Origin of the sequence: Kitasatospora sp. NPDC097605 (assembly GCF_040302725.1) — a bacterium.
GTDB lineage: Bacteria > Actinomycetota > Actinomycetes > Streptomycetales > Streptomycetaceae > Kitasatospora.
On sequence record NZ_JBEOSF010000050.1, the window covers coordinates 1 to 24,439 of the forward strand.

Consider the following 24,439-nt stretch of genomic DNA (forward strand, 5'->3'; position numbering starts at 1 on the left):
GTGGGCGGCGACGAGGCCGTCGCCGCCCACGCCCGGGCCGCCGCGCTCACCCACCACCGCACGCTCACCGTCCAGGCCGAGCAGGAGCGGCTGGCCGACCTGCTCCGGCGCGCCGCGCTGCCGGTGTCGGCCATGGACTTCGAGAGCCAGCTGCGCCGCTACGAGCCCCGCCCCTACCCGGCCGACGGGCCGGCCGCGGAGGCCGGCGAGGACCCGGAGCCGCGCTGGGAGGACTTCGCGCCCGCCGAGCCGCCCGCCGCCGACCCCGACGAGGGCCCGGCCCGCCGGCTGCTCGACTCCGGCTACCAGCGCGAGCTGGCGCAGGCCCGGCTCGCCCACCAGCGTGCCCTGCGGGAGTGGCGCACCCGGCAGGCCGACGCCGTCGACCCGGTCGTCGACGAGTCCCGGCGCGCCCACCACGAGGCCGAGGAGGCCCGGGCGCGCGCGGTGCGCGAGTACAACGAGTCCCTGGAGGAGTGCCGCCGGGCCTACCGGCAGGCCGAGCCGGCAGCCGTCGAGTCGCTGCTGGAGCGCGCCCTCGCCGCCGCCGAGACCCGCACCCAGGACCTGCCGGCGCCCTGCCGGGCCGTCTACCGGCCGCTGACCCGCACCGCCGTGCTCGACCTCGACCTGCCCGCCCTCGACGTGGTCCCCTCGCTGACCGGCTACCGGCTCGGCGCGGACGGCGAGATCCTCCCGGTGCCGCGTCCGCCGGCCGACCGGTCCGCCGACTACCTGCGGCTGGTCGCCCGGCTGGCCCTGCGCGCGCTGCAGGCCGCCGACGCCGTCGACACCGACGAGATCCTCGCCGGGGTCGTGCTCAACGGCTGGCTGCGCGAGCCCGGCGGGGCCGAGCCGCTCTGCCTGGTCAGCGTGGACGCGGACCGCGACGCGCTGGCCCGCACCAGGCTGCTGCCGCCCGCCGACCCCGACGAGCAGCCCGACGGCGAGGGCGTCTACGCGGACGCCGAGCAGGACGAGGCGCTGGTCCGGCTGCGCCGGCTCGGCGCCGCCGTCAGCCCCGACCCGTACGGACGGGCGGGCGTCGAGCCGGCCGCGCGGACGGCGGCCGCCGTCCCGGCCGCGCCGGACCTGTCGGCGAACGAGTTCGCCCAGCTGGTCCGCGAACTGCTCACCCGGGGCGGTCTCGGCCAGTGGAGCGTGCGGCTGCGCGGCCAGGCCGGGCTGGTGGCCACCGGTGAGGGGCCGGCCGGCAGCGCGCTGCCCGGCCGCTGGGTGGTCTGGGCCTCGCGGGGCGCCGGACCGGTGGGCGAGGAGGAGATCCGCACGCTGGCGGAGGCGGTCCGCGAGGAGTCCGCCGAGCGCGGCCTGCGGCTGACCACCGGTCACTTCACCGAAGGGGCGCTCGACCTCACCGGCGAGGACGGGCACCGGCACATCCACCTGGTCGACGGGGACGGGGTGCGCGAGCTGGCGCGCACCCACCTCGGTCTGCCGCTCGCCGCCGGGCGCTGAGCCGGGCGCCGGACGGGCCGTCGGTCCGCGGGCTCACCCCGACGGACCGTCCGGCGGGCGCCGGTGGGCGGGCTGCACGACGCTGGGGGACACGGCCGTCCGGCTCCGGTCGACGGTCGGCCCGGGGAGGCGGTACGGCGGAACACGGGGGAGACGAGTGAGTAGACGCTTCGTCACGGGGGAACGGCGGTGACCGCGGTCCTGGTCGCCGCCGGCGCGTTCCTTATGACGCTGATCGGCGGCTGGGTCGCGCAGCGCACCGGCGACCGCCGCCACCTGGTGCTCGGCTTCGCCGCCGGGCTGATGCTCGGGGTGGTCGCCTTCGACCTCCTTCCGGAGGCGCTGCACCAGGCGCCCGAGGAGGTCCACGGGGTGCCGCAGGCGCTGCTGATGTTCGCGGCCGGCTTCCTGGCCATCCACATCGTCGAGCGGGCGGTGGCGATCCACCGCGGCCACGAGGCGGAGTACGCCGAGCACACCCACGGCCAGCGGCCCGCGCAGGGCCAGGCCCACGGACACGCGCACGGCCGCGCCCGCTCCGGCGTCGACGGCCACCAGGGCGTCGGTCTGACCGCCGCCCTCGCCCTGGTCGGCCACAGCGTGATGGACGGCTTCGCGATCGGCGCGGCCTTCCAGGCCGGGACGACGGTCGGCACGGTGGTGGCGATCGCCGTGGTCGCGCACGACTTCGCCGACGGGTTCAACACGTACACGATCACCCGGCTCTACGGGAACAACCGGCGGCGGGCGCTGACCCTGCTCGCGGCGGACGCGCTCGCGCCAGTCACCGGGGCCGCGATCACCCTGCTGTTCACCATCTCCGAGCACCTGCTCGGCCTCTACCTGGGGTTCTTCGCCGGATTCCTGCTCTACCTGGCGACCTCGGACATCCTGCCCGAGGCGCACAGCCCGCACCCCTCGCGGACCACGCTGCTCTGCACCCTCGGCGGGGTGGGCTTCATGTGGCTGGTGATCGGCCTCGCCGGCTGACGCCGCGCCCGGCGGGCGGCGCCGGGCCGGCATCAGCCGCCCCGCGCGTCCCAGCGGGCCCGCATCGCGGCCAGCGCCTCGGTGATCGCGGGGCGCCGCGAGGCCTGGGAGCGCCAGAGCGCGAACACCCGCCGGGCCGGCTCCGGGACCACCGGCCGGGCCACCACCCCCGGCGGCAGCGCGGACCGGCCCAGCCTCGGCACCAGCCCGACGCCCAGCCCCGCCGCGATCAGCGCGATCTGCGTCTCGAACTCGCCGACCTGGTAGCGCACGTCCGGTTCCTCGCCGGCCTCGCGCAGCGTCCGGACCAGCCAGTCGTGGCAGATGTTGCCCGGCGGCACGCTGGTCCACCGCTGCCCGCGCAGCCGCTCCTCCGGCACCGCCGCGAGCCCGGCCAGCGGGTGGCCGGCCGGCAGCAGCAGGTCCACCGGGTCCTCGCCGAGGTCCAGCCGGGACAGGCCGTCCTGGACCGGCAGCGGCACCGTCGGCCAGTCCTGGACGAGCGCCAGGTCGACCTCCCCGCGCGCCACCAGCTCGGCCGCCGGGTAGGGGTCGCTCTCCAGCAGCCGCACGTCCAGGTCCGGACAGCGCTCGCGCAGATCGGCCAGCACACCCGGCATCAGCCCGCGCGCGCCGGTCGCGAAGGCGGCCACCAGCAGCCGTCCGACCGCCCGGCCGCGCTGCTCCTCCAGCCGCACCTCGGCCCGCTCCACCAGGCCCAGCACCGCCTGCGCGGTGGCGGCCAGTTCGCGCGCCGCGTCGGTCAGCACCACCCCGCGGCCCTGGCGCTCCAGCAGCACCGTCCTGGTCTCCCGCTCCAGCTTGGCGATCTGCTGGGAGACGGCGGACGGCGTGAAGCCGAGGGCAGCGGCCGCCCCGCCGACCGAGCCGTGCACGGCCACCGCGTGCAGCGCCCGCAGGCGCCCCAAATCCATCATGCAGCCATGCTAAAGCGTTTCCTTCAGAACTCATCGCTGGTGCTACACGATGCCCGGCGGCCATCCTCGTCCCATGAGCGCATCCCCGCAGGCCGCCCCGGGCGGTACCACCGGCGGCATGAGTCCGCGTCACATCGCCCTGGCCGTCCTGGTGGCCGCCGTCTGGGGCCTCAACTTCGTCCTCATCCACGTCGGCCTGGAGAACTTCCCCCCGCTGCTCTTCTGCGCCCTGCGGTTCGCGGTGGTGGCCGTCCCGGCGGTCTTCTTCGTCGGCCCGCCGAAGGTCGCCTGGCGGTGGGTGCTCGCGGTCGGCGTGGTGCTCGGGGTGGTCAAGTTCGGCCTGCTCTTCCTCGGCATGCACGCCGGGATGCCGGCCGGCCTCTCCTCCCTGGTGCTCCAGGGGCAGGCCGTCTTCACCGCGCTGTTCGCCGGCGTCCTGCTGGGCGAGCGGCCCGGCGGGCAGCGGCTGCTCGGCCTGGCCGTGGCGTTCGCCGGGATCGGACTGAGCGCCGTCGACCGCGGCCTCGGCGGACCGCTTGGCGCCTTCGCCCTGGTCGTCCTCGCCGCGGCCGCCTGGGGCCTGTCCAACGTGCTGACCCGCAAGGCCGCCCCGCCGGACGCGCTGCGCTGGATGGTCTGGGTCAGCGCGGTGCCGCCGCTGCCGCTGCTCGGCCTCTCGCTGCTGGTCGAGGGCCCGGCGGCCGATCTGCGGGCGCTGCGCGGGATCGGCCTCGCCGGGCTCGGCGCGATCGGCTACGTCGGGCTGGTCTCCACCCTGTTCGGCTTCGTCGCCTGGAGCTACCTGCTGCGCAGCTACGACGCCACCGCCGTCGCGCCCTACTCGCTGCTGGTGCCGGTGTTCGGGATGTCCTCGGCGTGGCTGCTGCTCGGCGAGTCGGTCGGCCCGCTGGGCGCCGTCGCCGCGGTGCTGGTGGTCGTCGGCATCGGGATCACCGCGCTGCGCCCGGGGGCACTGCCCGGCGCGGCGCGCCGGCGGGCCCGGCGGTCGCCGCGTACGCGGACTCGGCGGTCCGCAGCGCTCGCAGCAGCGCGTCCTGCTCGGCGGGGCTGACCGGGCCGAAGTACTCCTGGGCGACCTCGTGCCGGACCTGGCCGATCCGCTCCACCGCCGACCGGCCGGCCGCGGTCAGCAGGATCCGCACGGCGCGGCGGTCGGCCGGGTCCGGGGCCCGCTCGACCAGGCCGGCCTCCTCCAGGGCGTCGACCACCGTGGTGGCCGAGCGCGGGGCGATGTGCAGCCGGTCGGCCAGGTCGCTCAGCCGCATCGCCCGGTCGGGCAGCTCGCAGCCGGGGGCGTGCGCGAGCGTCCGCAGGGCGCGGCCCTGGCCGGGGGTGATGCCGTAGGGCTCCAGCCGCTCGCTGGTGCGGCGGCGGATCCGCTTGATCGCCCGGGTCATCGCGTCGGCCAGCTCGGCGGCGGTGTCCGGGGTGGTGTCCGGGGCGGCCGCCGGGTCCGGAACGGAGGAGGAGCTCGCCGCGTCGTCGGTCGGCGTGGTGGTCATGGGCGGCTCTCCTCGGCAGGTGTCCGACCCAGGGTATCGGCCGGTCCCGAGGCGATCGGAAATATGTTGAGCAAGGCTCAGTATCTGCGTTAGCGTAGGCCGTGAGTGAGGGCACCCTAAGTTCCCTCCCCCGACCCTGGAGGACCCGTGCCCCGCTCCGAAGCCCGCGTCGCCACCGACCGCTCCGCCCGCTACGCCAAGCAGCTCGCCGCCCACATGGGCCGCAAGATCCAGGCCGACTGGTCCGAGGAGACCGGCCACGGCACCTTCGTCTTCAGCACCGGCACCGCCACCCTGGAGGCCACCCCCGAGGCCCTGCTGCTCGCCGTCGAGGGCGCGACCGAGAACCTGCCCGGCCTGGAGGACGTCGTCGGCCGCCACCTGGTCCGCTTCGGCGCCCGCGACGAGCTGGTCGTCGAGTGGCACCGCGACAACGGCGAGCCCGGCCACGTCCACCGCAACGACGAGGACCCCGCCGAGGGCTAAGGGCTCGTTCCCGGGTCCTTGCCGGGCCGGCCGGTGAGCGGCCGGCGGGCGAGGGCCCACAGGACCAGGCCGCCCAGGCACCAGCTGGCCACCACGTCCAGCAGCCAGTGGTAGTCGCTCCACACCAGCCCGAGCCCGACGCCCGCCGCCAGCAGCGCCGCCCCGGCGGCGAGCGCCCGCCGCGCCCCGGGGCCGGCCGTGCGGGCCAGCAGCAGCGCCGCCACGCCGTACCCGAGCGTGGCGGTCGCGGTGTGGCCGGACGGGTACCAGCCCCACTGGTCCGCCGTCAGCGGCAGCCCGAGCGGGCCCGGGCGCGCGAACCACGCCTTCGCCGGCACCACCAGCAGCGGGATCAGCCCGGCCGTCAGCACCGCCACCGGGACCGGCAGCCACCAGCGGGTGAAGCCCGCCCGGAACTCCCGCCCGGCCGCCACCACCGCGCCGAGGAGCAGGACCGGCACCGCCACCGAGCCCGCGCCCAGGTCGGCGAACGCCTCGCCGAGGCGGTCGAGCAGGGCGTTGTGCAGGGTGTGCCGGGCCTCCCGGACGGTGTGCCGGGCCCAGCGGTCCAGTCCCAGCAGCGGCCCGTCCACCGCGACCTGCCAGGACAGCAGTACCAGCAGCACCCCGAGGACCACCGGCACCGCGGGGTGGACGAGGACACGAGGCAGCCGCCCCGGAGCAGGGGGGAGAGCTCCGGGGCGGCCCTGATGATCGCCGCTCCGTGCGCCCCGGGGGGTGTGGGTCGGACGGCCGGTCGATCGGCTTTCGGTGTGCACCGCCCCGGGCGGGACGGCCTGGTTGTCCTCGCGGCCCTCGCGCGGAGCCGTCCCGGAGGACGGTGCCGCGGACGGATCCGCCCATGGCTGGGGCTTGCTGTCCATCTGTGATGACACTACGTCAAGGTCCGTGCGGGGTAGTGGAGCTTCAGCGATTCCGCACACCATCTTCACCGTCCGCGCCGGTGGCGTCACGCCGGGTTCGAACCGAACGGCCCGCGGGGACGAGGTCCCCGCGGGCCGTTCAGCGCTGTCCGGACATCCCTCCGGCGGGTCTTGGGCGCGGCGTCGGGGCCGCGGGCCGGATCAGAGGGCGGCGAACGCGCCCTCGAGGATGTCCAGGCCCTCGTTCAGCAGGTGCTCCGGCATCACCAGCGGCGGCAGGAAGCGCAGCACGTTGCCGTAGGTGCCGGCGGTCAGCACGACCAGGCCCTCGGCGTGGCAGGCCTTGGCGATGGCGGCGGTGGCCTCGGTGTTCGGCTCCTTGCCGCCCGGCTTCACCAGCTCGACGGCGATCATCGCGCCGCGGCCGCGGACCTCGCCGATGATGTCGAACTTCTCCTGCATCGCCCGCAGGCGGCCCAGCATGATCTCGCCGATCCGCTGCGCCTTGCCGACGAGGTCCTGCTCCTTCATGGTTTCGATGGCGCCCAGCGCGGCGGCGCAGGCCACCGGGTTGCCGCCGTAGGTGCCGCCGAGGCCGCCGGTCTGCGCGGCGTCCATGATCTCGGCGCGGCCGGTCAGCGCGGACAGCGGCAGACCGCCGGCGATGCCCTTGGCGGTGGTGATGAGGTCCGGGACGATGCCCTCGTCCTCACAGGCGAACCACTGGCCGGTGCGGCAGAAGCCGGTCTGGATCTCGTCCGCGACGAAGACGATGCCGTTGGCCTTCGCGAACTCCACGATCGCCGGCAGGAAGCCCTTGGCCGGCTCGATGAAGCCGCCCTCGCCCTGGAGCGGCTCGATGATGATCGCGGCGACGTTCTCGGCGCCGATCTGCTTGTTGATCGTGTCGATCGCCTGGGCGGCGGCCTCGGCGGCGCAGTTCTCCGGGCCGGTCAGCCAGCGGTAGGGGTAGGCCACCGGCACCCGGTAGACCTCGGGGGCGAACGGACCGAAGCCCTGCTTGTACGGCATGTTCTTCGCCGTCAGCGCCAGGGTGAGGTTCGTGCGGCCGTGGTAGCCGTGGTCGAACACCACGACGGCCTGGCGCTTGGTGTAGGCGCGGGCGATCTTCACCGCGTTCTCGACGGCCTCGGAGCCCGAGTTGAACAGCGCGGTGCGCTTCTCGTGGTCGCCCGGGGTCAGCTCGTTCAGCTGCTCGGCCACGGCCACGTAACCCTCGTACGGGGTCACCATGAAGCAGGTGTGGGTGAAGGCGGCCAGCTGCTCGGTCGTCTTCGCCACCACGGCCTCGGCGCTGTTGCCGACGTTGGTCACGGCGATGCCGGAGCCGAAGTCGATCAGCGAGTTGCCGTCCACGTCCTCCAGCACGCCGCCGTTGGCGCGGGACACGTACACCGGCAGGGTGGTGCCGACGCCGGCCGCCACCGCACCCAGCTTGCGGGCGTGCAGCTCCTGCGACTTCGGACCGGGGATCGCGGTGGCCAGGCGGCGCTCCTGCGGGAGCGGCGTTGCGGCGCTCATGGGTTTCTCCAGACTTCTCGGCTCGGTAGTTCGCAGGCTACGGCGGCGTTCTCCAGGCAGGCATGCGCCACTCGGTAGCAGTGGGCCGTCCGACTTGTCCGGGGCGGCCAGCGCGGTCGGCGCCACGACCGGCGGGCCGCGCTCCACTACATTGAGCGCGGGCGTGTCGCCGGGGCGGCGGCATGGGTATGGGCGGCACCGACGGCGGTCGGGCCGGCGGGCGAGGGAGCGGGGCCGTACATGGGACTGGACGGGGCACGGAGCCACAGCGAGCGGACCACCGCCACCCCCCACACCCCGCCCACCCCGATGCCGCACCCGCGCCCCCCGGCCCGCGCGCCCTTCGACCTCGCCGCCTGGGCCGCCGCCGACCGGCCGGAGGCCGCCCCGGGCGTCTTCCGCCAGGGCTACCGCCGGCTCGACCCCGACCGCGCCGAGGCCGCCAAGGTCCCCACCTGGCCCCTCCTGCTGCGCGCGGGGCTGAACGCGGTGGTGGGGTGGTTCGCCTATCTGTACGGCACCCAGCTGCTGATGTACCTGCTGGTGTGGTTCGGCCGTCAGACGGGGATCGGCCCCCTCGCCGAGCCCTCGGAGGCCGGGGCCATGTTCACGCTCCTGGTGGTCAACGCCGTCGTGCTCGCCGTGGTCATCAAGGTCTTCGGGCGGATGGGGCGGTGGCCGGAGGTGTGGCGGCGGTACGCGGTGCCGTTGCTGTCGCGGACGGTGACGGAGGCGGAGCCCGCGTCCGTGGAGGAGAAGGCGGAGGCGGTGCGGCAGCGGGATCCGTGGGCGGTGCTGCGACAGGGCGGGGCGGCGGTCGCGGCCGGGCGGCTGGACGGCGAGGTGGTCGGGGACGTCGACTACGTGCGGATCCAGCGGGCGTGGGAGTCGGCCCAGGCGGACCGGGCGTTCCTGCCGGCCTTCGTCGAGCAGGTGTCGCTGCGCGGCGCGGCCGCGTTCGCGCACCCCTCGGAGGCGCGCGAGCTGCCGGGGCGGGCGGAGCGGCACGACCTGCTGCTGGCCCAGGTGCGGCTCGGCACCGCGCAGGACGTGCCGAAGAACCCGCCGGCCCACCGGGCCGCGGGCTTCGCGCTGGACCCGTCGGTGCTGGGCACCTCGCTGCTGGCGGTGGGTCCGGCGGGGACGGGGAAGACGGCGCGGCTGGCCCGGCCGGTGGCGGAGGCGCTGTGCCTGCAGGCGCTGGCCGGGACGGCGTGCGCGGTGGTGATCGGGTCGGCGGAGGCGGACCTGGGGCCGGACGACTGGTACGACGTGGTGATCGCCCCGGGCCACGCCGCGTCCCGCTACGGGCTGGACCTGTACGGCGCGGCGCAGGATCCGGACGAGGCGGCGGCCCGGCTGGCGGAGGCGCTGCTGCCGGACGAGCTGACGGCGCGCGCCGAGACGGCCCGGACGGCCCTGCAGCAGATGGTCGGCCCGTTCCACGCCGCGTTCGGCCGCTACCCGGGCGTGCGCGAGCTGCGGGCGCTGCTCGCCGGGGAGCCGGAGGCGCTGGAGTCGCTGGTGAAGGGGCTGCGGGCGGCGGGCCGGCTGGGCTCGTACGAGCGGGACCTGGAGCACCGGGAGCGTCAGCGCGGCCGGGCGGACGATCCGGGGGCGCTGCTGGCGGACCGGCTGGCGCTGCTGGACCGGCCGGCCTTCGAGGGGGTGTTCGCGACCGACGGCACAGGCCGCCCGCCGTTCGCGATGCGGGTGCTGGACCATCCGCTGCGGGTGCGGGTGAAGCTGCCGGAGCGCAGCCACCCGGAGGCGGCGCGGATGCTGTCGCGGCTGCTGGTGGGCCAGTTCGTGCAGGCGGCGGGGGCCCGCGGGGACCGGTCGCTGTTCGCCGGGCTGGTGGTGGACGACGCCTCGGCGGCGCTGGACGCCGGGATCGTGCGCGGGCTGCAGCGGCTGCGCGGGGCGAACGCCGGGGTGGTGCTGCTGCTGCGGACGCTGGTCGACCTGCCGGAGGCGCTGCGGGCGCCGCTGTTCGGGGCGGTGGGCTGCCGGGCGGCGTTCCCGGGCATCGCGCCGTGGGACGGCCGGCTGTTCTCGGAGGCCTGGGGCACCCATCTGGTGCGGGAGACCGCGGTGACGCTGGCCCCGGACACCTCGGGCGGGATCGTGCGCCGGGCCGGGCGGCTGGGGCGCAAGGCGCTGTCGGGGACGACCGCGCAGACGGAGTCGGTGACCACGCGGGAGGTGGAGCGGCTGCGGTGGTCCCCGTCGGACCTGGCGCACGCGCTGCCGGCCGGGCACGTGGTGCTGTCGCTGACGGCGGTGTCGGGGGAGCAGGTGCCGCCGCTGCTGGTCGATCTCAGGGACTAACCGGGCTCCGGGAGACGAAGCTCGCCTTCGAGGTGGATTCGGCAGTGCCGGTTGTCCGGAGCGTCCATAATGAGAAGTGGGAATCCCCCCAGGACCCCCAGCCCTCTCTCGCCCGGCCGCAACGGCGCGGTCGGGTCGTTCCCTCGAAGGTGCCATGCCCCCCACACTTGCCTCCGTCGTCCGCAACACCTCGCTCCATCTGACGGTCCTCGCCGGTGCGGACCACTTGGAGCGGCCGGTCCGTTGGGTGCACACCAGTGAGCTGGACGACCCGACGCCGTTCCTGGAGGGTGGCGAGCTGCTGCTCACCACCGGGATCAAGCTGGGCCGTACCGCCGCCCAGTTGCAGGCGTATGTGCACCGGCTGGCCGACGCGGGGGTGGTCGGGCTCGGGCTGGGGGTGGGCCTGTCGCACACCGAGGTGCCGCAGCCGCTGGTGGACGCGGCGGCGCAGCGCGGGCTGCCGCTGCTGCGGGTGCCGGAGCCGACGCCGTTCATCGCGATCAGCAAGGTGGTGTCGGCGGCGCTGGCGGCCGAGCAGTACGAGGCGGTGACGACCAGCTTCGAGGCGCAGGAGGAGCTGACCCGGGCCGCGCTGGGCAAGGACGGGACGACGGCGGTGGTGCGGCGGCTGGCGGCCCGGCTGGGCGGCTGGGCGGCGCTGTACGACGGCTCGGGCGCGCTGTCGGTGGTGGCGCCGGACTGGGCGGCGCGCCGGGCCGGGCGGCTGGCGGCGGAGGTGGACCGGCTGCGTCGGCGGCCGGCGCCGTCGAGTGCCGCGCTGCAGGGCCGGGCGCCGGGGATAGACACGGCGGACGAGGACTACGTGGTGGTCCAGTCGCTGGGGGCGGACCGGCGGGCCCGGGGCTTCCTGGCGGTGGGCACCGAGGACCGGATCACGCCGACCGAGCGGTACGTGCTGAACGCGGCGGTGGCGCTGCTCACGCTGACCCTGGAGCGGTCGCGGGAGCTGCGGCAGGCCGAGGAGAAGATGGGCGCCGCCCTGCTGCGGATGGTGCTGGCCGGTGAGGTGGGCACCGCCCGGCAGGTGGCGGCGGGGCTGTTCGGAGGGCTGCCGGAGGGGACCGTCCGGGTGCTGGTGGCCGGGGCGGCCCAGGGGACGGACGCCGGGGAGGCGCTGGGCGAGCTGGGCGACCGGGCCGAGCAGGCCGGGTCGCGGGTCGGCGAGAAGCTACTGGTGGCGCGGGAGGACGGCGCGCACGGGGCACGGCTGATGGTGCTGGCGCTGGACAACGGCGCGGTGCACCGGGCGTGCCTGGGGGCGGTGGAGGAGCACGAGGGCCTGTCGCTGGGCGTGTCGGCGCCGGCCGCGCTGGAGGACGCCGGGACGGCGCACGCGCAGGCCGAGCGGGCGCTGGCGGTGGCGCTGCGCGGCGGCCGGCGTTCGGTGGACCACGAGGAGGTCGGCGCCGGCTCGCTGCTGCCGCTGCTCGGCGAGGACGCCGTGACGGCCTTCGCGGAGGGCCTGCTGCGGCCGCTGCGGGAGCACGACCGGACGGCGCGCGGCGATCTGGTGGCCTCGCTGCGGGCGTGGCTGTCGCGGCACGGGCAGTGGGACGCGGCGGCGGCCGACCTCGGGGTGCACCGGCACACCCTGCGGTACCGGATGCGGCGCGTGGAGGAACTGCTGGGGCGGTCGCTGGACGACACGGACGTCCGGATGGAGCTCTGGCTGGCGCTGCGCTCCGGCGAGGAGTGAACGGCGCGCAGCGGAAGGAAGGCGTCGTGGCGGCGCTGGACGCCGTGGAGTGACCGCGGTGGCGAACGCTACTCGGTGTCCAATCCGGTCGGCGCGTCGCCCGCCCTACCCTCGGTTCTGGCTCCACGTCCGTGGGGTCGTGAGGACGACGAGGAGAGGGCCGGTACCACGGTGACCACCACGTACGATTTCTGGCTGGCCGGCCGCCGGGCGAGCGGCGACGCCGACTTCGAGGTGCACAACAGCTGGGACGGCCGCCTGGTCGGCAAGGTGAGCATCCCCACCGAGGCGCAGGTCGAGGAGGCCCTGGAGGCCGCCGTCGCCGCGCTGCCGGTGTTCGCCGCGACCCCCGCGCACGTGCGCTCCGCCGCCCTGGACCACGTGGCCCGGCGGCTGACCGAGCGCACCGAGGAGATCGCCCAGCTGATCACCGCCGAGAACGGCAAGCCGATCAAGTGGGCCCGCGGCGAGGTCGGCCGCGCCGTCTCGGTGTTCCGCTGGGCTGCCGAGGAGGCCCGCCGGACCAACGGCGAGACCATGCGGCTGGACACCGACCCGGGCGGCACGGGCCGCTTCGCGGTGGTGCGCCGCTTCCCGCGCGGCGTGGTGCTGGGCATCGCCCCCTTCAACTTCCCGCTGAACCTGGTCGCCCACAAGATCGCCCCGGCGATCGCGGTCGGCGCGCCGATCATCCTCAAGCCGGCCCCGGCAACCCCGCTGTCGGCGATGGTGCTGGGCGAGATCCTGGCCGAGACCGACCTGCCGGTCGGCTCCTGGAGCGTCCTGCCGGTGCCGAACGACCGGATGCCGGCCCTGGTGCAGGACCCGCGCCTGCCGGTGATCTCCTTCACCGGTTCGGACAAGGTCGGCTACCAGATCATGGACTCGGTGCCGCGCAAGCACACCACCCTGGAGCTGGGCGGCAACGCGGCGGCCGTGGTGCTCGCCGACTGGTCCTCCGAGGCGGACCTGGACTGGGCGGCCACCCGGATCGCGATGTTCGCCAACTACCAGGGCGGCCAGTCCTGCATCTCCGTGCAGCGGGTCATCGCCGACGCGTCGGTGTACGACGCGCTGGTGGAGAAGGTCGTCGCCAAGGTGCGGGCCCAGGTCACCGGTGACCCGAACGACGACGCGACGGACGTCGGCCCGCTGGTCGACGAGAACGCCGCCAAGCGCGTGGAGTCCTGGGTGGACGACGCGGTTGCCAAGGGCGCGAAGCTGCTCACCGGCGGCACCCGCGAGGGCGCGACCTACGCCCCGACCGTGCTGGCCGAGCTGCCGGCCGACGCGATCCTGGCCACCTCCGAGGTGTTCGGCCCGGTCCTGTCGCTGCACAAGGTGGACGGCGTGGACGAGGCCTTCGCCGCCGTCAACGACTCGCTGTTCGGCCTGCAGGCGGGTGTGTTCACGCACGACCTGCAGACCGCCTTCCGCGCCCACCGGGAGCTGGAGGTCGGCGGTGTGATCATCGGCGATGCGCCGTCCTACCGCGCCGACCAGATGCCGTACGGCGGCGTCAAGGACTCCGGCGTCGGCCGCGAGGGCGTCCGCTACGCGATGGACGACTACACCGTCGAGAAGGTCCTGGTCCTGAGCGGCCTCGACCTCTGAGGGTGACGTGACCGAGGGCCCGGCCGCCGCGTGCGGCCGGGCCCTCGCGCGTGCCCGGGGTCAGAGGTGGCCGGCGGCGGCCGCGACGGCCTCGGCCACAGTGGCGTCGCCGGCCACCAGGTCCAGGGTCTGCCCGGCGCTGCCCGGCTCGTGCAGCAGCGCGGCGAGCACGGCGGCGACGTCCTGCCGGTCGACGGAGCCGCGCGGCACGCTCGGTGCGAGCCGGACCAGGCCGGTGCCCGGGCCGTCGGTGAGGCGGCCGGGGCGCAGCACCGTCCAGTCCAGTCCGGTGCGGGACCGGACGGCGTCGTCGGCGGCGCCCTTGGCCCGCAGATAGGTCTCGAAGACCTCGTCGGCGGGGTACCGGGCCCCGGCGTCGGCGCCCATCGCGGAGACCATGAGGTAGCGGCGGACCCCGGCCAGCTCGGCGGCGTCGGCGAGCAGCACGGCGGCGTCCCGGTCGACGGTGAGCTTGCGGGCGGCGCCGCTGCCCGGTCCGGCGCCGGCCGCGAACACCACGGCGTCGGCGCCGTCGAGCAGCCGGGCGAGTTCGGCCGGGGCGGCGGCCTCCAGGTCGAGCAGCAGCGGCTCGGCCCCGGCGGCGACGAGGTCGCCGGCCTGTTCGGGGCGGCGGATGATCCCGGCGGGGCGGTCGCCGCGATCGGCGAGCAGGCGTTCCAGGAGGAGGGCGATCTGTCCGTGGCCCCCGGCGATGACGGTGCGCATGGTCCGACGGTACGCCGGGGGCGCGCCCGGCGTACGGGTAACGGTCCCGTGGTGCCGGAGGGGGATCCGGGCAGGACACAATGGGCGCATGACTTCGCTCGCCCACCCGCAGCTGCGGTTCACCCCCGAGGTGAACAACCCCTCCGGCCCCCGGGAGCTGGTGATCCTCGGTTCCACCGGCTCGATCGGCACCCAGGCCATCGACGTGGTCCTGCGCAACCCGGACCGCTTCCGGGTGGTGGCCCTGTCGGCGGCCGGCGGCCGGGTGGAGCTGCTCGCCGAGCAGGCGCTGCGGCTGGGCGTGCACACCGTGGCGGTGGCCGATCCGGCGGCCGAGCCGGCGCTGCGCGAGGCGCTGGCGGCGAAGGCGGCGGGCCGGGCGCTGCCGGCCGTGCTGGCCGGTCCGGACGCGGCGGCCGAGCTGGCGGCGATGGAGTGCCACTCGGTGCTGAACGGCATCACCGGCTCGATCGGCCTGCGCCCGACGCTGGCGGCGCTGCGGGCCGGCCGGGTGCTGGTGCTGGCCAACAAGGAGTCGCTGATCGTCGGCGGCCCGCTGGTGAAGGCGGTCGCGAAGCCGGGGCAGATCGTGCCGGTGGACTCCGAGCACGCCGCGCTGTTCCAGGCGCTGGCGGGCGGCACCCGGGCCGAGGTCCGCAAGCTGGTGGTGACCGCGAGCGGCGGCCCGTTCCGCAACCGCGGCCGCGCCGAGCTGGCGGGCGTGACCCCGGCGGACGCGCTGGCCCACCCGACCTGGGCGATGGGCCCGGTCGTCACGATCAACTCGGCCACCCTGGTGAACAAGGGCCTGGAGGTGATCGAGGCGCACCTGCTGTACGACGTGCCGTTCGAGCGGATCGAGGTGGTGGTCCATCCGCAGTCGGTCGTCCACTCGATGGTGGAGTTCACCGACGGCTCCACGCTGGCGCAGGCGAGCCCGCCGGACATGCGGATGCCGATCGCGCTGGGCCTGGGCTGGCCGGACCGGGTGCCGGACGCGGCCCCGGGCTGCGACTGGACCAAGGCGGCGACCTGGGAGTTCTTCCCGCTCGACAACGACGCCTTCCCCGCGGTCGAGCTGGCCCGCGAGGTCGGCACGCTGGGCGGCACCGCCCCGGCGGTGTTCAACGCGGCCAACGAGGAGTGTGTGGAGGCCTTCCTGGCCGGCCGCCTCGCCTTCACCGGGATCGTGGACACTGTGGCGAAGGTCGTGGCGGAGCACGGCGCTCCCGCGGCGGGAACTTCGTTGACGGTGGAGGACGTCCTGCACGCGGAGGACTGGGCGCGCGCCCGGGCCCGCGAGCTGGCCGCGGGCTGATCCGGGTCCGCCCGGACGGCACCGCCGGACGACCGGTACGACGACAGGATGAGCGGAGTGGCATGACGGAGGAGCAGCGGTGGCAACGGTGATGACGGTGGTCGGCATCCTGGTCTTCGTACTGGGACTGCTCTTCTCGATCGCCTGGCACGAGCTCGGCCACCTCTCCACGGCCAAGCTGTTCGGCATCCGGGTGCCGCAGTACATGGTCGGCTTCGGCCCGACGGTCTGGTCGCGGAAGAAGGGCGAGACCGAGTACGGCCTCAAGGCCATCCCGCTGGGCGGGTACATCCGGATGATCGGGATGTTCCCGCCCGGGGCGGACGGGCGGATCACCCAGCGCTCCACCTCGCCCTGGCGGACCATGATCGAGGACGCCCGGGAGGCCTCCTACGAGGAGGTCAAGGAGGGCGACGAGACCCGGCTCTTCTACACACGCAAGCCGTGGAAGCGCGTGATCGTCATGTTCGCCGGGCCGTTCATGAACCTGATCCTCTCCTTCGGGCTCTTCCTGACGGTGATGATGGGCTTCGGCGTCCCCATGTCGGTGCCGACCATCGGCACCGTCTCGGAGTGCGTGGTCAAGGCCGGCCAGCCGACCGACAACTGCCCGGCGGACGCGCCCGTGGCGCCCGCCTTCCAGGCCGGGCTGAAGCCGGGCGACAAGGTGGTCTCCTTCGACGGCGACCGGATCACGACCTACGAGCAGCTCCAGGGCGACATCCGCAAGTCGGCCGGCAAGAAGGTCGAGCTGGTGGTCGAGCGCGACGGGCAGCGGCTCACCCTCACCCCGGAGCTCGCCGTCAACGACGTGCAGAAGTACGACGCCGACGGCGTGCCGGTCAAGGGCGAGACGGTGCGGGCCGGCTTCCTCGGCTTCACCCCGGCCAGCGGCGTGGTCCAGCTCGGCCTCGGGCAGTCCGTCGACCGGATGTACGACATGGCGGAGAACGGCGTGAAGTCGCTCGCCGCGCTGCCCGGCAAGATCCCCGGCCTCTGGCACTCGGTGGTCGACGGCGCCCCGCGCGAGGCCGACTCGCCGATCGGCATGGTCGGCGCGGCCCGGGTCAGCGGCGAGGTGTTCGCGCTGGACATCCCGGGCAGCCAGCGGGTCGCCTACTTCGTGAACCTGCTCGCCGGGATCAACCTGTCGCTGTTCCTCTTCAACATGCTGCCGCTGCTGCCGCTGGACGGCGGCCACATCGCGGGCGCGGTCTGGGAGTCGGTGCGCCGCCGCTTCGCCCGGCTGTTCCGCCGGCCCGACCCCGGCCCGTTCGACGTGGCCCGGCTGATGCCGCTCGCCTACGTGGTGGCCAGTGTGTTCATCGGCTTCACGCTGCTGGTGCTGGTGGCCGACCTGGTGAACCCCGTCAAGATCAGTTAGACCGGCGGGCCGGTGCGTGCGCGGGCGCCCGTTCCCGTGCCGTACCGTTGGAGCCCGGGCGCGCGATCGTCGGCGCGCCCGGGCTCCGCCGTCCCAGCGGCCGGACCGACCACACCTCAACCCCGGGGAACCCTGCGCACATGACCGCGATCTCGCTCGGTATTCCGTCTCTGCCGCTCAAGCCGCTCGCCAAGCGCCGTGTCTCCCGTCAGATCATGGTCGGCAATGTGCCGGTCGGCGGCGACGCCCCCGTCTCGGTGCAGTCCATGACCACCACGGTGACCTCGGACATCAATGCCACGCTGCAGCAGATCGCGGAGCTCACCGCGTCCGGCTGCCAGATCGTGCGGGTGGCCGTCCCCTCCCAGGACGACGCCGACGCGCTGCCGATCATCGCCAGGAAGTCGCAGATCCCGGTGATCGCCGACATCCACTTCCAGCCGAAGTACGTCTTCGCGGCCATCGACGCCGGCTGCGCCGCGGTCCGCGTCAACCCGGGCAACATCAAGGCCTTCGACGACAAGGTCGGCGAGATCGCCAAGGCCGCCAAGGACGCCGGGGTGCCGATCCGGATCGGCGTCAACGCCGGCTCGCTCGACAAGCGCCTGCTGGAGAAGTACGGCCGGGCCACCCCCGAGGCGCTGGTCGAGTCCGCGCTCTGGGAGTGCTCGCTCTTCGAGGAGCACGACTTCCGCGACATCAAGATCTCGGTCAAGCACAACGACCCGGTCGTGATGATCAACGCCTACCGCCAGCTCGCCGCCGCCTGCGACTACCCGCTGCACCTCGGCGTCACCGAGGCCGGCCCCGCCTTCCAGGGCACCATCAAGTCCGCGGTCGCCTTCGGCGCGCTGCTCGCCGAGGGCATCGGCGACACCATCCGGGTCTCGCTCTCCGCCCCGCCGGCCGAGGAGATCAAGGTCGGCAACCAGATCCTGGAGTCGCTCGGCCTGCGCCAGCGCGGCCTGGAGATCGTCTCCTGCCCGTCCTGCGGCCGCGCCCAGGTCGACGTCTACAAGCTCGCCGAGGAGGTCACGGCCGGTCTGGAGGGCATGAACGTGCCGCTGCGCGTCGCGGTCATGGGCTGCGTCGTCAACGGCCCGGGCGAGGCTCGCGAGGCCGACCTCGGGGTGGCCTCCGGCAACGGCAAGGGCCAGATCTTCGTCAAGGGCGAGGTCATCAAGACCGTCCCCGAGTCCAAGATCGTGGAGACCCTGATCGAGGAGGCGTTCAAGATCGCCGAGCAGATGGAGGCCGAGGGCGCCGAGTCCGGCGCGCCGACCGTCACCGCCGGCGAGTGACCCACCCCGGTGTCGGGTAGGTCCGCGCAAGTCTTCCGGAAGCGGGGCCGTCCGTGCGCGGACGGCCCCGCGGCCGTATCCGGGTGGGGCCACGGAGTAGGGTGCGGCCAGAGTCGTCTCAGTAAGGTGCTGTCTCGATGCTCGATCGAGGTGTGATGCTCCCCAGCTCGTTCCAGGCCGCCCGCGCCCTGGCGACCACCCGCGTGCTGGAACCCCCGGACCTCGCCGACGCCCTCGCCGTCCTCCACCGGGACCCGGTCGCCAACGCCTTCGTCGCCACCCGGGTGGAGGCCGTCGGCCTCGACCCCTGGCGGCTCGGCGGCGAGATGTGGGGCTGGTACGACGAGAACGGCGCACTCGACGCGCTCTGCTACGCGGGGGCCAACCTGGTGCTGGTCGACGCCGGGCCGCAGGCCGTCCAGGCGTTCGCGGAGCGCGCCAGGCGGCAGGGGCGCCGCTGCTCCTCCATCGTGGGCCCGGCGGGGCCCACGGCGGCGTTGTGGGCGCTGCTGGAGCGCAGTTGGGGGCCGGCGCGGGAGGTCCGGGCGCATCAGCCGTTGCTGTCGACGAGCGTGCCGTCCGCGGAGATCGCGGTGGATCCGCTGGTGCGGAGGGTGCGGCGCAATGAGATCGACACGCTGATGCCGGCCTGTGTGGCGATGTTCACCGAGGAGGTCGGGGTTTCGCCGTTGGCGGGTGACGGGGGGCTGCTGTACCAGGCCCGGGTCGCCGAACTCGTCTCCACGGGGCGGTCGTTCGCCCGGTTCGGGGAGGACGGGGAGGTCGTGTTCAAGGCGGAGATCGGGGCCGTCACGGCGGGGGCCTGCCAGATCCAGGGGGTCTGGGTGGCGCCGGAGCACCGGGGGCGGGGGCTCTCCGAGACCGGGATGGCGGCGGTGCTGGACATCGCGCTGCGGGAGGTGGCGCCGGTGGTCTCGCTGTACGTCAACGACTACAACCTGCGGGCCAGGGCCGCGTACCGGCGGGTGGGGTTCCGGGAGGTCGGGGCGTTCATGAGCGTGTTGTTCTGAGGGGTGGGGCGGGGACATGGGCCGGGACATGGAGCGGCAGGGCGCGGGTGAGCAGGGCGCGCAGGGTGAGTGGGGTGCTCAGGCGGGGCGGGGCGGGGTGGTTGTCGAGGCCATTGATCTGGCGGCGTGGGCTCCGCAGGCGCTCGATGTGCAGGCGGTGGCGTTCGGGCTGACCCCGGAGGAGGTCATGGTCCGGCTGCACATCGTCGGGCGGCACGCGCAGCAGCCCGGGGTGATCGCGTTCGGGGCGTTCAGCGGGGGGCGGCTGGTCGGGTTCGGGTACGGGATGCCCAACCACCGGGAGCACTGGTGGAGCACGGTGATCGAGCCCTATCTGGTCGCGCGGGGGCACGGGGACTGGTTGGACGACGTCTTCGCCGTGACCGAACTGCATGTGCTGCCGGAGTTCCAGGGGCGGGGGGTCGGCTCGGCGCTGATCCGCACGCTGACGGAGCGGTCCGGGATGGAGCGGAGCATTCTTTCGGCGATCGACGCCGAGACGCCGGCCCGGCGGCTCTACCGGGCGCTGGGGTACCGGGATCTCGCGCGGGCGGTGCACTTTCCGAACACGGAGCGGCGGTACGCGGTGATGGGGGCGTCGCTGCCGTTGCGGGGGGCCGGAGGGTCCGGGGCGGCTCAGAGCGCGCCGGCGAACTCGAGGTAGAGCTCGGCCTCGGGGCGGCGGCCCGCGGCGAGGGCGGTCAGGGCGAGGTCGACGGCGCGGACCAGGGTCCAGCCGCGGAGGCGGTCGCGGTCGACGTCCAGGGCTTCGGCGAGCTGGTGCAGACGGCGGCGGACGGCGGCGGCGAGGCCGGGGGAGCCGACCAGGGTGTCCGCGCGGTCGAGGGCGAGGCGGGCCAGGTCGTAGGCGCGTTCGCCGGCCAGGGGGCGGGGGGCGATCGCCAGCCAGGGGGCGCGGTCGGCGGCCAGGACGTTGCCGTGGTGGAAGTCGCCGTGCAGGAGGAACTGTTCGGTGGCGGAGGTGGTGAGGGCGGTGGCGGTCTCGGCTGCCTCGGCGAGGAGCGGGGTGGCTTCGCCGGGGAGGCCGGGGATGGCTTCGCCGGGGAGGGTGGGGGCGGCTTGGGGGAGGGTGGGGAAGGGGGAGGGCGGGACGGGTGAGGGCGGGACGGGTGAGGAGGGCAGGGGGAGGGGGAGCCAGAGGCGGTGGAGGAGGCTGGTGGCTTCCAGCATGGCCTTGGGCTCGGCGAGGGAGCGGAGGGGGATCTCGCCGTGGAGGCGTTCCAGGAGGAGGACGCCGGCGGTGGGGGTCCGGTGGGCGTCGAGGAGGAGGACGGCGCCGCGGCCGGCCCAGGCGGTGAGGGCGTCGGGCTCGTGGGCGGTTTCGGGGGTTCCGAGGGAGACCTTGAGGGTGGCGGGGGTGAGGTCGTCGTCGCGGTGGACGTAGGCGACGAGACCATGGGTGCCGCCGGGGTCGAGGACGCGGTCCAGGGTGACGCCCAGACGGGTGAGCTGGGTGGCGACGAGGGCGGGCAGGTCGGCCAGCCAGGTGGGTGCCTCGGCGGGGTGGGCGGCGGTGAGGCTTCGGGTGAGCCAGTCGGGGACGGTGATCTCTCCGGGTGTTGCTGCCGACATGCCGGCCTTTCGGTAGCGGGGCCCTGGGGTGGTACGGGTCCATTGTCGGTTATGGGAGGGAATGGGGTGGGGTGGCAGTGCGGGGTGGGTGTGTGCAGCGCGGCTCTCGGGAGGGTGGGTGCGGGGTCGGCTCCGGGGGTGGCCGCTCCGGGGGCTGGATGATTTTCCGACTGCCGACGCTGTGGGGGAGGGGGTGCGCGCCGTTGGCAGTCTGAAAATCACCCGCAACGCCCCTCTCCGCGGCCACCCCCTACGCCGCCCCCTCCCGCAGCGCGTCCCTCTCGCCTGGTGGGGGGTTGGGGGGTGGGTGGAGGGGTGGTGGGCGTGGTGGGCGTGGGTGGGTGCGGGTGGGGTGGGCGCGCGGCTTTGGCCTGCGTGCCCGTCAGGTGGTGCTGGGGGTGGGGGTGGTGGGGAATCCGGGGAAGGGGGTGGGGGTGGCGCCCCAGTGGTGGGCGCGGAGGGCGGAGTCGCGGAGGGCGTCGGCGGCGAGGGGGCGGTGGGGGGCGGGGGCGGCGGCGACCAGGTCGGCGTAGACGGTGGTGAGGCGGGTTTCCAGGTGGGCGGCGAGGCGGGTGGCGGTGGGGGCGTCGGTGACCGGGAAGGGGAGCTGGTAGCCGGGGGCGGCGGCGGTGGGGGTGGCGCCGGTGCTGGTGAGGAGGCGTTGCCAGGCGTCGCGGCGGGACTGGTGGGCGGCCAGGGTGGTGCGGGCGTCGGTGCGCTGCTGGTCGTCGGTGAGGCGGGCGCCGACCACGCCGTAGCCGTAGATGGCGGCGTGTTCGGCGCCGAGGGCGTCCTGGAAGGCGGTGGCCGGCTCGCCGGGGGTCGGGGTGGGGGTGGGGGTGGCGCCGGGGGCGGGGTCGCCGAGGGTGACGGCGTGCAGGACGCCGGCCGCGGAGACGGAGGCCAGCAGGCGGGCCAGTTGGGGGGAGGCGGCGCCGAGGTCGGCGAGGCGGGACTGGGCGGTCTGGCGTTCGAGGGCGGCCAGCGCGGCCAGGGTGGGGGGAGGGGTGCTGGGGGAGGCCGCCGGGGTGGTGGGGGGTGTCGTGGTGGTGGGCTGGAGGGCGGCGCGGTGCTGGGCGACCTCGGCGCGCAGGGGCTGGAGCTGGGGGGCCTGGGGGAGGAGGGCGTCGTAGCCGGCGAGGAGGGTGTCGGTGGCGGCGACGGCGCGCAGGCGGACCGGCTCGTCGGGGTCGGGGCGGCGGTGGTCGCCGGCCGGGGCGGTGGGGTCGTCGGCGTGCCCGTCGGTGCAGGCGGTGAGGGTCGCGCCGGCGGTGAGGAGCAGCCCGAGGGTGAGGAGGGTCCGTCGGCTGGGCGGCTGCATGGGTGTCACTCCGGGGCGTGTACGGGAGGACGGCCTGCCCGCCTGCCCTCGTTGGCGTGAATGATTACAGAATCCTTACGTCTGTGGGCATGGATTGCGTTCGCGGCGGGGGCGCGCGGGGAGTGTGAGCTTGCTCGCACCGGGTGAGGCGGGCGCGGGGCCGGAATCGGTGGTTGGGGGGTTCACCGGCTAGGCTTTGGGCCGAGCTGCCGCGACCCGGCCGCGCGCCGCACCGGCGCCGGGGGTGCGGGGCGACCTTCCGACAACAGCAGACGCGGCCGAGGAGTCCACCCGGATGAGCACCACCCACACCGACCGGCTGCGCGCGTTGCTGGAGCCGCTGGCCGCACAGGCGGGCCTGGATCTGGAGGACGTCAAGGTCACCCAGGCGGGCAGTCGCCGCCAGGTGCAGATCGACGTGGACGCCGACGGCGGCGTGGACCTGGACGCCATCGCCGAGTTCAGCCGGGTGGTCGGCGAGGCCCTGGACGAGTCGGATGTGATGGGTTCCGGGGCGTACGTCCTGGAGGTCGGTTCGCCGGGCGCGGAGCGTCCGCTGACCGTGCCGCGGCACTGGGTTCGTGCCGAGGGCCGGCTGGCCAAGATCCACCTGGTCGACGGCGGGGAGATCGTCGCGCGGGTGCTGGCGGCGGACGAGGACGGCGCGCTGGTCGAGGTGCAGCCGGTGAAGGGCCGCGGCCGGCCCAAGGAGCGCCGGCTGGAGTACGGCGAGGTCGCCCGGGCCCGGGTCCAGGTGGAGTTCAACCGCAAGGACGACGAGCTGCTGCTCGACGAGAACGTGACGAAAGACGAGGAGGCGTAGCCGTGGACATCGACATGAGTGCCCTGCGCACGCTGGTCAGCGAGAAGAACATCCCCTTCGGCCTCGTGGTCGAGTCGATCGAGTCGGCCCTCCTCACCGCGTACCACCGCACCGAGGGCTCGCGCCGCCGGGCCCGGGTCGAGCTGGACCGCAAGACCGGTCATGTGACGGTCTGGGCCACCGAGGACGCGTCGGAGCTGGAGGAGGGCGTCGAGCCGAAGGAGTTCGACGACACCCCGAGCGGCTTCGGCCGGATCGCCTCCAGCATCGGCATGCAGGTGATGATGCAGCGGCTGCGTGACGCGGCCGACGACCAGACCTTCGGCGAGTACGCGGGCAAGGAGGGCGACATCGTCACCGGTGTCGTCCAGCAGGGCAACGACCCGAAGAACGTGCTGGTCGACATCGGCAAGCTGGAGGCCATCCTCCCGCCGCAGGAGCAGGTCCCGGGCGAGGACTACCGGCACGGCACCCGGCTGAAGTGCTACGTCGTGGCCGTGCGCCGGGGTGTGCGCGGGGCGTCGGTGACGCTGTCGCGGACCCACCCGAACCTGGTGAAGAAGCTGTTCGCGCTGGAGGTCCCGGAGATCGCGGACGGCAGCGTGGAGATCGCGGCGATCGCCCGTGAGGCCGGCCACCGGACCAAGATCGCGGTCTGGTCGCGCCGCCAGGGGCTGAACGCCAAGGGCGCCTGCATCGGTCCGATGGGCGCCCGGGTGCGCGCGGTGATGGGCGAGCTGCACGGCGAGAAGATCGACATCGTCGACTGGTCGGAGGACCCGCGCGAGATGGTCGCCGCCGCGCTGTCCCCCGCCCGGGTGACCAGCGTGGAGATCGTCGACGCCGCCCAGCGCTCCGCGCGGGTGATCGTGCCGGACTACCAGCTGTCGCTGGCGATCGGCAAGGAGGGCCAGAACGCCCGCCTCGCCGCCCGTCTCACCGGGTGGCGGATCGACATCCGGCCGGACACCGAGGGCACCGAGCAGGAATCCTCGGCCCCGTAGTCGTTGTTGTCCGAGTGTCCCCGCCGGTCCCTCCGGGGTCGGCGGGGCGGCGCCATGTCCCTTCGGAGGGGTAGACTTGCCTTCGTCTGGCCGGACGCATGTCCGAGCACGCCCGGAACGCACCTGCGTGGGCTGCCGCAAGCGCGCGGCCAAGCACCAGCTGTTGCGTGTCACGGCGGTCGAGGGCGTCTGCGTCCCTGATCCCCGTGGCGCACTGCCGGGCCGGGGCGCACACCTGCACCCCGATCCGGCCTGCCTCGACCTCGCGGTCCGCCGACGGGCGTTCCCCCGGGCCTTCCGGCTCCAGGGCGCGCTCGACACCGGGCGGCTCCGCGAGTACATCGAGCAGCGGGTGAGCGTCAGCTCCCCGTGACGGCTCGCCGCTCGCGCGGCGGAGAACCACCGCAACAAGCACGGCACACGGGCAGCCGTAC

The 24,439-nt window shown here is 74.8% G+C and carries 21 protein-coding genes and 1 pseudogene; 15 read left to right on the plus strand and 7 right to left on the minus strand.

Annotation, left to right across the window (positions count from 1 at the left end; all coding sequences use genetic code 11):
* Positions 1-1,476: restriction endonuclease (locus tag ABTX81_RS35435; RefSeq protein WP_350554261.1), on the plus strand; the 1,476-nt coding region annotated here is incomplete at its 5' end.
* Positions 1,477-1,701: 225 nt separating this feature from the next.
* Positions 1,702-2,466 (plus strand): ZIP family metal transporter, encoded by a 765-nt coding sequence (locus tag ABTX81_RS35440; RefSeq protein WP_502892928.1) that lies wholly within the window; start codon positions 1,702-1,704, stop codon positions 2,464-2,466.
* A gap of 32 nt (positions 2,467-2,498) precedes the next feature.
* Here ABTX81_RS35440 and ABTX81_RS35445 read toward each other — a convergent pair whose 3' ends face one another.
* Entirely contained in the window at positions 2,499-3,404 is a 906-nt protein-coding gene (locus ABTX81_RS35445) for a LysR family transcriptional regulator (RefSeq protein WP_350554265.1), read from the minus strand.
* A gap of 118 nt (positions 3,405-3,522) precedes the next feature.
* On the opposite strand from ABTX81_RS35445, the gene ABTX81_RS35450 reads away from it, so the two are divergent.
* Positions 3,523-4,476 carry an EamA family transporter gene (locus ABTX81_RS35450; protein ID WP_350554347.1) on the plus strand — a complete coding sequence of 318 codons (954 nt, stop codon included), beginning with the start codon at positions 3,523-3,525 and terminating at the stop codon, positions 4,474-4,476.
* Positions 4,477-4,600: 124 nt separating this feature from the next.
* Here ABTX81_RS35450 and ABTX81_RS35455 read toward each other — a convergent pair.
* Positions 4,601-4,927 (minus strand): annotated as a pseudogene (locus tag ABTX81_RS35455) (MarR family winged helix-turn-helix transcriptional regulator); the annotation flags it as partial.
* Between the two features lie 147 nt (positions 4,928-5,074).
* Here ABTX81_RS35455 and ABTX81_RS35460 point away from each other — a divergent pair.
* Complete coding sequence (locus ABTX81_RS35460) at positions 5,075-5,413, plus strand: DUF2218 domain-containing protein (protein ID WP_350554267.1); 339 nt, start codon at positions 5,075-5,077, stop codon at positions 5,411-5,413.
* Here the strand turns inward: ABTX81_RS35460 and ABTX81_RS35465 are convergent.
* Together ABTX81_RS35465 and gabT are read right to left on the minus strand one after the other, a co-directional pair.
* Entirely contained in the window at positions 5,410-6,057 is a 648-nt protein-coding gene (locus ABTX81_RS35465; RefSeq protein WP_350554269.1) for a phosphatase PAP2 family protein, read from the minus strand. The genes ABTX81_RS35460 and ABTX81_RS35465 overlap by 4 nt on opposite strands.
* Before the next feature lie 441 nt (positions 6,058-6,498).
* On the minus strand, positions 6,499-7,839 hold the full coding sequence (gabT, locus tag ABTX81_RS35470; RefSeq protein WP_350554271.1) for a 4-aminobutyrate--2-oxoglutarate transaminase: 1,341 nt from the start codon (positions 7,837-7,839) through the stop codon (positions 6,499-6,501).
* A gap of 240 nt (positions 7,840-8,079) precedes the next feature.
* Between gabT and ABTX81_RS35475 the strand changes: the two genes are divergently transcribed.
* The 3 genes from ABTX81_RS35475 (at position 8,080) to ABTX81_RS35485 (ending at position 13,504) form a co-directional block, all read left to right on the plus strand.
* The gene (locus ABTX81_RS35475) at positions 8,080-10,170 is read left to right on the plus strand and encodes an ATP-binding protein (RefSeq protein ID WP_350554273.1); all 2,091 of its coding nucleotides are present in this window, start codon (positions 8,080-8,082) and stop codon (positions 10,168-10,170) included.
* Positions 10,171-10,324: 154 nt separating this feature from the next.
* The gene (locus ABTX81_RS35480; RefSeq protein ID WP_350554275.1) at positions 10,325-11,890 is read left to right on the plus strand and encodes a PucR family transcriptional regulator; all 1,566 of its coding nucleotides are present in this window, start codon (positions 10,325-10,327) and stop codon (positions 11,888-11,890) included.
* Between the two features lie 171 nt (positions 11,891-12,061).
* Positions 12,062-13,504, plus strand: a complete 1,443-nt coding sequence (locus tag ABTX81_RS35485; RefSeq protein ID WP_350554277.1) for an aldehyde dehydrogenase family protein — start codon at positions 12,062-12,064, stop codon at positions 13,502-13,504.
* A gap of 60 nt (positions 13,505-13,564) precedes the next feature.
* Here ABTX81_RS35485 and ABTX81_RS35490 read toward each other — a convergent pair whose 3' ends face one another.
* Positions 13,565-14,230 carry an NAD(P)H-binding protein gene (locus ABTX81_RS35490; RefSeq protein WP_350554279.1) on the minus strand — a complete coding sequence of 222 codons (666 nt, stop codon included), beginning with the start codon at positions 14,228-14,230 and terminating at the stop codon, positions 13,565-13,567.
* 88 nt (positions 14,231-14,318) lie between these two features.
* On the opposite strand from ABTX81_RS35490, the gene dxr reads away from it, so the two are divergent.
* From dxr to ABTX81_RS35515, 5 genes are all read left to right on the plus strand, one after another.
* Positions 14,319-15,548 (plus strand): 1-deoxy-D-xylulose-5-phosphate reductoisomerase, encoded by a 1,230-nt coding sequence (dxr, locus tag ABTX81_RS35495; RefSeq protein WP_350554281.1) that lies wholly within the window; start codon positions 14,319-14,321, stop codon positions 15,546-15,548.
* 79 nt (positions 15,549-15,627) lie between these two features.
* Positions 15,628-16,932 carry a M50 family metallopeptidase gene (locus ABTX81_RS35500; RefSeq protein ID WP_350554283.1) on the plus strand — a complete coding sequence of 435 codons (1,305 nt, stop codon included), beginning with the start codon at positions 15,628-15,630 and terminating at the stop codon, positions 16,930-16,932.
* Between the two features lie 140 nt (positions 16,933-17,072).
* Positions 17,073-18,233: a flavodoxin-dependent (E)-4-hydroxy-3-methylbut-2-enyl-diphosphate synthase gene (ispG, locus tag ABTX81_RS35505; protein ID WP_350554285.1), complete on the plus strand. Its 1,161-nt coding sequence runs from the start codon at positions 17,073-17,075 to the stop codon at positions 18,231-18,233.
* Positions 18,234-18,388: 155 nt separating this feature from the next.
* Complete coding sequence (locus ABTX81_RS35510) at positions 18,389-19,264, plus strand: GNAT family N-acetyltransferase (protein ID WP_350554349.1); 876 nt, start codon at positions 18,389-18,391, stop codon at positions 19,262-19,264.
* 16 nt (positions 19,265-19,280) lie between these two features.
* On the plus strand, positions 19,281-19,928 hold the full coding sequence (locus ABTX81_RS35515; protein ID WP_350554287.1) for a GNAT family N-acetyltransferase: 648 nt from the start codon (positions 19,281-19,283) through the stop codon (positions 19,926-19,928).
* On the opposite strand, the gene ABTX81_RS35520 is transcribed toward ABTX81_RS35515, so the two are convergent.
* Both ABTX81_RS35520 and ABTX81_RS35525 read right to left on the minus strand, forming a co-directional pair.
* Entirely contained in the window at positions 19,901-20,857 is a 957-nt protein-coding gene (locus ABTX81_RS35520; protein ID WP_350554289.1) for an aminoglycoside phosphotransferase family protein, read from the minus strand. The two genes, ABTX81_RS35515 and ABTX81_RS35520, sit on opposite strands and share 28 nt — an antisense overlap.
* Positions 20,858-21,239: 382 nt before the next feature.
* On the minus strand, positions 21,240-22,178 hold the full coding sequence (locus tag ABTX81_RS35525; RefSeq protein ID WP_350554291.1) for a ferritin-like domain-containing protein: 939 nt from the start codon (positions 22,176-22,178) through the stop codon (positions 21,240-21,242).
* 295 nt (positions 22,179-22,473) lie between these two features.
* Here ABTX81_RS35525 and rimP point away from each other — a divergent pair, with 295 nt between their 5' ends.
* The 3 genes from rimP (at position 22,474) to ABTX81_RS35540 (ending at position 24,378) form a co-directional block, all read left to right on the plus strand.
* Positions 22,474-23,001: a ribosome maturation factor RimP gene (gene rimP / locus ABTX81_RS35530; protein ID WP_350554293.1), complete on the plus strand. Its 528-nt coding sequence runs from the start codon at positions 22,474-22,476 to the stop codon at positions 22,999-23,001.
* A gap of 2 nt (positions 23,002-23,003) precedes the next feature.
* Entirely contained in the window at positions 23,004-24,005 is a 1,002-nt protein-coding gene (gene nusA, locus ABTX81_RS35535) for a transcription termination factor NusA (protein ID WP_350554295.1), read from the plus strand.
* A gap of 127 nt (positions 24,006-24,132) precedes the next feature.
* Entirely contained in the window at positions 24,133-24,378 is a 246-nt protein-coding gene (locus tag ABTX81_RS35540) for a YlxR family protein (RefSeq protein ID WP_350554297.1), read from the plus strand.
* Positions 24,379-24,439 lie beyond the last annotated feature (61 nt).